Raw genomic sequence first — 8,339 nt, 5'->3', positions numbered from 1 at the left:
TTTACGTCGCTCATTAGATAGTTTGTAGCCCGTTAGTTTATACTCAACGGAACGGCTATGCTTTTTGAACCGAGGAAAACCCTTTTTCCCAAGTATCTTAGCATGACAATTCTGATAAAACCTATTAATTGATTGCCAGGCTCTATCAGCAGCCGATTGACGAGCTTGAGAGTTTAATTTATTAACCCATGGTGTCTCTTTATTGTTAGCTAGTACCGCGCAAAGTTTTTGGAGGTCATTACGGGTTGTCCCCTTATTGTCCATCCAATAACGAACACAAGAGTTACGCACAAACTGAGATGTTCTAATTGCTTCATCAAGCCGGTGATATTGCTCTGGTGTTCCGTTTTTTAACTTCGCTTCTACGACTAGCATCTAATAATCCTCGACCATTGGTTAAATTAATTATAACACTAAATCCAGTTATTAAAGACTGATTATCTATTCCTCCTTTTGCCTATTGCAAGAGTGCCTTTTGCCTATCTTCACTAGGAAATTTATTTTGCCTGACTACTGATAACACAGTTTACCGACAGATGGGGGAATTAAACCGATGCTCCGCGGTTGATATTCTGGTCGGATTTCATCCCCCGCAAAGGTGAGTATCTTGTCGAAAAATGTAGCGGGGGCATTCATCCGACATTCTAGGTAAAACCTTGGTAAACCTTAATTTAGACAAGGCAATCAAGAAAAGATTGCCGATATTTTCCAAGGCGCCACCCAGATTCGAACTGGGGGTAAAGGTTTTGCAGACCTCTGCCTTACCACTTGGCGATGGCGCCGATCAAGCAGTATTCATCGTAGCATAACAGATGACAGTTTGCCAAGACTGGAACCCAAGAGTTGAGCGATCGATCTATAATTTATGCAGCAGTTCTCTAATCTAGTGGGGGATTTCAGGCTTAAAAAAGCGATTATGATGAGAAATCAAAGATATTTACTAACTTTTATCGGTTTATTGGCTTTATCCTTGCCAGTACAGGCTAATAATGCCGTTTACCTTAGCCAAAGTTCTAATACTGCCACGACTTTCGATAGTTATCGTCAAGAATGTTTACAAAGAGCGCGGGGGGAAGGATTAGCTGCTGATGTGGCAAAAGACCTATGCGACTGCACGATTAAAAAATTCCAAGCTCGTTACAATCTACAGCAATTCCGCGCCCTCGTGCAGAAGTCGAAAACCGATAAAGCTACCGCTAGAACTTTAGCGAGTGTGGGAGAAGCTTGTTTTGATGAGATTTTGTACGAATAGCAGGGATAGGGATTTTTTTAGCTAAGTAGGTAGGCGTTAAAAATTATCAGATCCCCCCGCCTATCGGCACCCCCCTTATCAAGGGGGGCAGGGGGGATCGAACCTAAAATCCATTTCTAATTTAATTATAACCAGCTACTTATGACATTGACACTCCCTGCTACCCGCTCTGGCGCTCATAGACAGTCTTAACAAGTAATTTAGATAGTAAACAGCTTATTTTGGAGTATCAAGACGATTATCAATAGCGATAATTTCTGTCTCAAATTCTTTAGGAATGCCTCCCAATCATTAATAATTTCAGGTGTATTATACTAAATCCTGTTTTAAAAGTATAGGAGGGTAGGGAGTGGGGAATTAGGTAAGTAAGGAGTGGGTTTTTAAAGTTCGATTGGCAGTTAATCGCACTATTAAAAACAGATTTGGTATTATTATCTATCTAAGTAGGTAGGCGTTAAAAATTATCAGATGCCTCCTTATTAAGGGGGATCCCCCCGCCTATCGGCACCCCCCTTATCAAGGGGGGCAGGGGGGATCGAACCTAAAATCCATTTTTAATTTAATTATAACCAGCTACTTAAATTCTTGGAGATTGTTGCTGTATAATCGGAATGACTGACCCCGCTTTTCATCTGAACTATGCCTATTCCAGATTTTCAATCGATTATGTTGCCGCTATTAAAAATACTTGCAGATGGCAAAGTTTATAAATATCGAGAAATTTTTGAAGCCTTGGTCAGAGAGTTTCAAGTCACGGAAGCGGAAAGAAAAGAAATGCTTCCCAGTGGACAACAAGAAATTTTTGCTAATCGAGTCGGTTGGGCAAAAACCTATTTAAAGAAAGCGGGATTAATTGAGTCACCCCAAAGGGCAACTTTTGTAATTTCTGAGAAAGGAAAAGAAATCTTATCTCAAAATCTAGACCATATCGATACAAAATTTCTCAGGCAATTTCCTGAGTTTCAAGAATTTACTAGAGTCAATAAGCAAAATGAAACTATTACTCTTGAAAGCAATTTATCAACTTCTGATCAAGAACAAAACCCAGAGGAATTACTAGAAAACTCCTATCAAGAAATTCGTCAAGCATTAGCGACAGACTTACTTTCTATTCTGCGAAAATTATCCCCAGATGCTTTTGAAAAATTAGTAGTAGAATTACTGGTAAAAATGGGTTATGGTGGCTCGATTAGAGATGCAGGTAAAGCAGTGGGTAAGAGCGGTGATCAAGGGATTGATGGAATAATAAAAGAAGATAGACTCGGTTTAGATATAATCTATATTCAAGCCAAAAGATGGGCTGATAATAATGCCGTTGGTCGTCCAGAAATCCAGAAATTTGTCGGGGCATTAGCAGGACAAGGAGCCAAAAAAGGTATTTTTATCACTACTTCCTATTTTACCCAAGAGGCTTTAGAATATGCCCCCAGAAATGAGATAAAAATAGTGCTGATTGATGGGGAAGAATTAGGTCAATTGATGATCGATTATAATTTAGGTGTATCGACCAAAGAAATCTATGAAATCAAGAGAATCGATCATGATTATTTTGGGGATGAATAATAACGTAGGTTGGGTTGAAGCATGAAACCCAACGCCCGCATAGTTTACGCTACCGCTAACTCATCCTACAAATAATTGTGCCTCCCTACTTATAACTTAGGTGTATCGACCCAAAAAATCTATGAAATCAAGAGAATTGATCATGATTATTTTGGGGATGAATGAGAGAGAGAGGAGGACAAGGGTTACAGAAAACGACGATGGCGTTAAAATAGATGGAAAAAATAGAGGATAAAAACTATGGACGGGATGACCTTTTTTCAGAAAAGTGCGGGACAGTGGAAATCTCAGCGCACTACCCATCATTTACCCTTTCGACGCGCAGAAACTGGCGATTCCGAGATTTATGTGGAAGCTTTAAGCGCCGATAACCCGAAAATTATCGCTATCTGTGAAATGCACGAAGTCGATCCCGCTAAGACTGTGGGGGGTGCCTTTGTCAGTTGGGATGGTTCAATGCAGTGGGACAAAGAAGACGAAAATCATCAAGGAACCACCGTTTTTGCGCTAATTCCCGATGAAGATAATCCCCAAGCGGGTGTTCTCCTGCGGGAGCGAGGTTATGCGGAAATCATTCCCGTGGCGGGCCGTTATCACATTGATGAACAGGAAGGTTTAGTCTTAATTACAGAATACGAAACTATGACCTCGATCGAGCGTTTTTGGTTTGCCGATACCGATTTACGTCTCCGCACTAGCACAGTTCAACGTTTTGGCGGTTTTAATACGGCCACTTTTTGTGCTGAATCCCGCAATCAGTCATCGGAGTCAGTCTCTAGTGATTCCCCCGAACCTTCATCCTATTCGATTAGTGGCTGGTAAATTCAGTTATCAGTCATCAGTTATCAGTTATCAGTCATCAGTTTTTTCTCCCCTCTCCCTGCTCCGGCGCTCCCTGCTCCGGCGCTCCCCAACACCCCGGATGGTAAACGAGTTTTCTTAACAATTGTAAGAATTTTTAATATTTCTTTTCTAGTTGGCACCTACTCCCTTATCATTAGGAGGAAAGTTTTTTAAGCATTTCTAAGGATACGGAGGTTTACCCTTGGCCATTCCTCTTTTAAATTACGCCCCCAAGTCCCAAAACGTGCGGGTAGCTGGTTATGATGTCGGTGGAGACGAAAAACCGAAAGTTTACACGACAGAAAATGTCCTCTCCCCTACCGACCTGGACGATTTAATCGAAGCCGCTTACCGTCAGATTTTCTTCCATGCCTTCAAATGGGATCGGGAACCCTTCCTCGAATCCCAATTACGCAATGGACAATTATCGGTGCGGGATTTCATTCGTGGTTTACTGTTATCGAAAACCTTCTATAACAGCTTCTACGAGAAAAACAGCAACTATCGCTTTGTCGAACAGGTAGTACAAAGAGTTCTCGGTCGCGATGTCTATAGCGAAAGAGAAAAAATTGCTTGGTCGATTGTCGTTGCCACCAAAGGGATTCAAGGTTTTGTCGATCAACTTCTCAACAGTGACGAGTATCTGCAAAGCTTTGGTTATGATACCGTTCCCTACCAACGTCGTCGCACCCTAGCCAGCCGCGAAATTGGTGAACGTCCATTCAACATCACCTCGCCTCGCTACGATGGCTACTATCGTGGTATTTTGGGCTTCCCCCAAATCGTTTGGCAGAATGCTGTCCGTCGCTATGTTCCCCAAGAGCAAAAACCCAAAGCTGGCGATCCTTCCAGCTTCTTGGCTATGGCCCGGGGTCTCGGTAGCGCCAAAGGCAATCCTGTACCAAGAGTCTCCGCTATGAATATTAACATCGAGGCTTCTGTACCCCGTCGTTAATTTTTAGCTCAACCTGCCGGGGAGAGTCCCTAATTGGCAGAATGACCCCAGAACCATAATCAGGTTAGGTTATTTTGTGAATTGGTGGCTCTCCCTATGGGGTTGCTCCTGAGATAATCCCCCCACCGAGAACGATTTCCCCTTCATAAATTACGGCTGCTTGGCCCGGGGTGATGCTAAATTGTGGTTCATCGAAAACCAGCTTCACTTGATTATTTTCTAGGGGGATAACATTGACGGGAACAGCCGGAGAACGATAACGTACCTGTACTTGCGCGCGGATAGGGGTGGTAGGTTCGGCAATAGAAACCCAGTTCATCCGTCCGACAAGACAAGCGGCACTAACGGCACTTTCGCGATTACCGACGATAACCCGATTCATGACGGGATCGAGTTTTACCACATAGAGGGGTTCGGCGGCGGCGATGCCGATGCCTTTGCGTTGTCCGATCGTATAATGATGGATACCGCTATGTTTACCCAAAACTTTGCCATCGAGATCGACGATATCGCCCTCACTAACCGCGATATACTTATCCAAGAACGATCGCATAGTTCCGTGAGCTTCAATCAAGCATAAATCCTGACTATCGGGTTTATCTGCTGTTTTTAAGCCAAATTCCTGGGCAATTCTGCGGGTTTCTGCCTTGGTTTGTTCTCCCAAGGGAAATAAAGTCCCACGCAGTACATCTTGAGTTAGATCATAGAGAAAATAGGATTGATCTTTATTTTTATCGACGGCACGCAGCAGTTGATAACGGTTATTTTCAGAAGAAAAACGAATTCTGGCGTAGTGACCGGTGGCAATAGTGTCCGTTTCTAGGGTTTCCCTAGCATAATGCAGCATCGGGCTAAATTTTACCGCTTTATTGCACTGAGAACAGGGCAGCGGTGTGATTCCCGCTTCGTAACCGGAAACTAGATAATCAATAATTTCTTTTTGGAAAAGCTCGCGACTATCGACGATATGATGGGGAACCCCCAACTGCTCACAAATAAACGCCGCATCTACCATTCCCTCGGAGCAGCATTGACCTTTACCCTTCATTAACCACAGGGTCAAGCCAATAACATCATAACCTTGAGCGTGTAAGGCGGCAGCGGCAACAGAGCTATCTACTCCCCCCGATAGACCGACAACAACTTTTCCCATAAATCTTGTAATGATTTTTAACCAATATACTTTCTAGACTAGCATCTCCTCCTTTAAAATTTGGACATGGTGTACCCAAATCTCGTGTGAGGACAAACCAGCATGATGAGAACAAACTTACTGTTTTTCTCGGCTTTATTTTGGTTAAAAGTCGGGATAATCGCTCAAGGAACGCTGCTGCTAAAAGCAAACTTATCTTTTGCCCAGAATCTTTATCCCGGTCGTCGTTTGCCCCCACCGCCGGCGGTGAGACAACCAACTAAACGTTCAGACAGTCCCAGTGCTGTTAATTGTTCCCAATGTTCACCCTTAAATTTACCCCTCGTTAATTCTCCATCAGTTCGCCCCCCGGTGGCGGACGCAGTTTCCGGTAATCAACCCCTGAGAGAATACGTTTTTCAAGCTCCCGCTACCGTGCGTCCTGCCGATGCTACGCTGGTTAATAATCATAATCGTCAAACTGTCAATCCACCTGCTCCCACACCGCAAAATCGCACCAATAAACCCCCTTCTCCCCCACCACAGCAGCGGGTTATTGCGACTAATCAACTCTTTCGGGTTGAAGTTAGGAGTAATAGTACAGAAGCGTTGGCAAAAATTCAAGAAATTGAACCCCTCGCATTTATCCGCGCGGGAGAAAATGTTATTCAAGCGGGGTTATTTCAGCAACAATACCAAGCTAAACAACGGGTACAAGAGTTGACTAAACAGGGTTTTAGCGCTCAGATTATTACCCTCAATAATTAGGGTTTGCGGCAAAAAGTCTGTTGGTGGGGTGTAGGGTGTGGGGTGTAGGGTGTGGGGTGTAGGGTTTTATTCCCCCCCGTTCACTCCAATGGCTGACACTTTTTGATATCAAAAAAGTCTAAAAGTTTTATCGAACAAGGTTTTTAGATTTATTCAGCAAACCCTAATTAGGGTCTGCTGAATAAGTACGGGCGAAGCATTCGGATAGAAAATCTACGGTTTCACCGATAGGTTATTGCCCGAATGCTTCGCCCCTACAGGACGGGGGACGATGAAGACGCAAGGTTTTGAAGCAGGATTCTCTCAAAATCTGGCACCTGTTTCGCCAGAAAAGCCACAAAACCCTTACCTTGCCTACATTTCACATTTATTCAGCAAACCCTAATTAGGCAATAAGTCTCTAGGATTTCAGCTAATCTCGATCGAATCTCTTGCCTTTTGCCTATCCTAACTAGGAAGTTAACTTTACCTTATTACTTAGCACACAGAGTTAATTTTGTCAAGCAAAATTCTGACCGCATCGATCATCACATCCGGTTGATCCATCCAGACAAAATGACCACTTTTATCTGCTTGTATTTGCAGAAAATCTTTGGATAACTTGCTTAATTCTAGGTGCATCTCCTCCCGGAGTTGGTTGGCACTTTTGAGGGGAATAAAGCGAGTACAAAGGGAAGGTTTAAAAAAAGAATTAGCTTTAATACTAACTATCGGTAAATTACCGAAATTGTTAGCCTCGCTCACCTGACGAGCGCTTTGGTCGAGATTAAACATTTCTCTACTCATCGTCATCCAGTGTTTAGCGCGACAGAAAGAACGCTTAACTCGATGACGAGAATCTGGGGAAAAGCGACGCAATTCTGGTTTTAATAATTCAAAAACTCCCAGAACTCTCAGAATTCGGATAATGCCTAAAATTGAGCCAATAATCGACATCAAAAATCCAGAGATGAAAAATAATTTTAATGCCTTTAATGCTGGCGACATTTTCAGCATTCCTTTGTCGTGTAAACCATCTGTGAGTACCAAACCTACTACTTTTTCTGGGAACAGATGAGCATACAGTCGAACATTATAACTGCCAAAAGAATCACCAACTAAAATATAAGGTGGTTCTATTTTTGCTTGGGTTAGTAATTTATCTAATTCCTGAACAATTTGGTAGCTAGTTCGGGGATATGGACTAGGATCACTCCAACCATAACCGGCTCGATCATAAATACAAACCCTAGCTAATTGTGACAATTCTTCTATCAAAAAATATCCCTCAATTCCCCCTAAACTATGGTCAATAATAATAGTGGGACTAGCCTCTCCTGCTAGACAAAAATGTAGGCGATATTTACCCAGATTAATCAAATTACCCGGAGGTGCTTTTTGTTCTTCTAACCAAACAGATAACGTCTGATAAACTGTCGTCGCTATTAGGATAATTACCCGAATTGATAAAGACATAACTAGACCTCTTGTAAAAATCAAAAATTCTCGTGGTTGCTGGAGAATTAAGAATGATTAAGTAGCTGGTTATAATTAAATTAAAAATGAATTTTAGGTTCGATCCCCCCTGCCCCCCTTGATAAGGGGGGTGCCGATCCCCCCTTAGTCCCCCCTTGTTGACATCCTCGCCGCCGTAAAACGGACGGCGATTCCTCACCACGCCACTTTTTTAGGGTGGTCGCGTCAACGGGGTTGACGCAGATAGCGAAAAACGCTTAATTGCTTAAGTCTGACTCTTTCGACCCGTCCGTTTTGAGTGTCCGGATGCCGGACGGCCACTTTGAACAAGTCGAAAAAATCTCATGTTCAACCTTATTTCCTAGAAAGTT

8 protein-coding genes, 1 tRNA gene and 1 pseudogene are annotated in these 8,339 nt (G+C 42.9%); 6 read left to right on the top strand and 4 right to left on the bottom strand.

From position 1 onward, the window contains the following. A pseudogene (locus tag IM509_RS16785) lies at window positions 1-375 on the bottom strand (RNA-guided endonuclease TnpB family protein); the annotation flags it as partial. A 336-nt stretch (window positions 376-711) separates the two neighbouring features. Then, window positions 712-782: transfer RNA gene (locus IM509_RS16780), tRNA-Cys, on the bottom strand. A 134-nt stretch (window positions 783-916) separates the two neighbouring features. Here IM509_RS16780 and IM509_RS16775 point away from each other — a divergent pair. From IM509_RS16775 to IM509_RS16755, 5 genes are all read left to right on the top strand, one after another. After that, window positions 917-1,252: a hypothetical protein gene (locus IM509_RS16775; RefSeq protein ID WP_052278473.1), complete on the top strand. Its 336-nt coding sequence runs from the start codon at window positions 917-919 to the stop codon at window positions 1,250-1,252. Between the two features lie 639 nt (window positions 1,253-1,891). Beyond that, a complete protein-coding gene (locus tag IM509_RS16770) occupies window positions 1,892-2,815 on the top strand; it encodes a restriction endonuclease (RefSeq protein ID WP_185237222.1) in 924 nt (307 codons plus the stop codon). 240 nt (window positions 2,816-3,055) lie between these two features. Then, window positions 3,056-3,637: a phycobiliprotein lyase gene (locus tag IM509_RS16765; RefSeq protein WP_072924463.1), complete on the top strand. Its 582-nt coding sequence runs from the start codon at window positions 3,056-3,058 to the stop codon at window positions 3,635-3,637. After that, window positions 3,627-3,758: a hypothetical protein gene (locus IM509_RS16760; RefSeq protein WP_283160161.1), complete on the top strand. Its 132-nt coding sequence runs from the start codon at window positions 3,627-3,629 to the stop codon at window positions 3,756-3,758. The genes IM509_RS16765 and IM509_RS16760 overlap by 11 nt, the downstream gene beginning before the upstream one ends. Window positions 3,759-3,860: 102 nt before the next feature. Next, window positions 3,861-4,613, top strand: coding sequence for a phycobilisome rod-core linker polypeptide (locus IM509_RS16755; protein WP_002744197.1), 753 nt, complete (start codon window positions 3,861-3,863; stop codon window positions 4,611-4,613). Between the two features lie 94 nt (window positions 4,614-4,707). Here the strand turns inward: IM509_RS16755 and mnmA are convergent, their stop codons facing one another. Continuing rightward, on the bottom strand, window positions 4,708-5,766 hold the full coding sequence (gene mnmA, locus IM509_RS16750; RefSeq protein ID WP_185237223.1) for a tRNA 2-thiouridine(34) synthase MnmA: 1,059 nt from the start codon (window positions 5,764-5,766) through the stop codon (window positions 4,708-4,710). A 102-nt stretch (window positions 5,767-5,868) separates the two neighbouring features. Here mnmA and IM509_RS16745 point away from each other — a divergent pair, with 102 nt between their 5' ends. Further along, the gene (locus tag IM509_RS16745; protein ID WP_185237224.1) at window positions 5,869-6,513 is read left to right on the top strand and encodes a hypothetical protein; all 645 of its coding nucleotides are present in this window, start codon (window positions 5,869-5,871) and stop codon (window positions 6,511-6,513) included. 477 nt (window positions 6,514-6,990) lie between these two features. Here the strand turns inward: IM509_RS16745 and IM509_RS16740 are convergent, their stop codons facing one another. Next, entirely contained in the window at window positions 6,991-7,968 is a 978-nt protein-coding gene (locus IM509_RS16740; protein WP_185237225.1) for an alpha/beta fold hydrolase, read from the bottom strand. Between the last annotated feature and the right edge of the window lie 371 nt (window positions 7,969-8,339).

This window comes from Microcystis sp. M31BS1 (genome assembly GCF_020245285.1).
Lineage (GTDB): Bacteria > Cyanobacteriota > Cyanobacteriia > Cyanobacteriales > Microcystaceae > Microcystis > Microcystis panniformis.
Note: the sequence above shows the minus strand (reverse complement) of the source record. Positions and strands in the feature narration are given on the sequence as shown.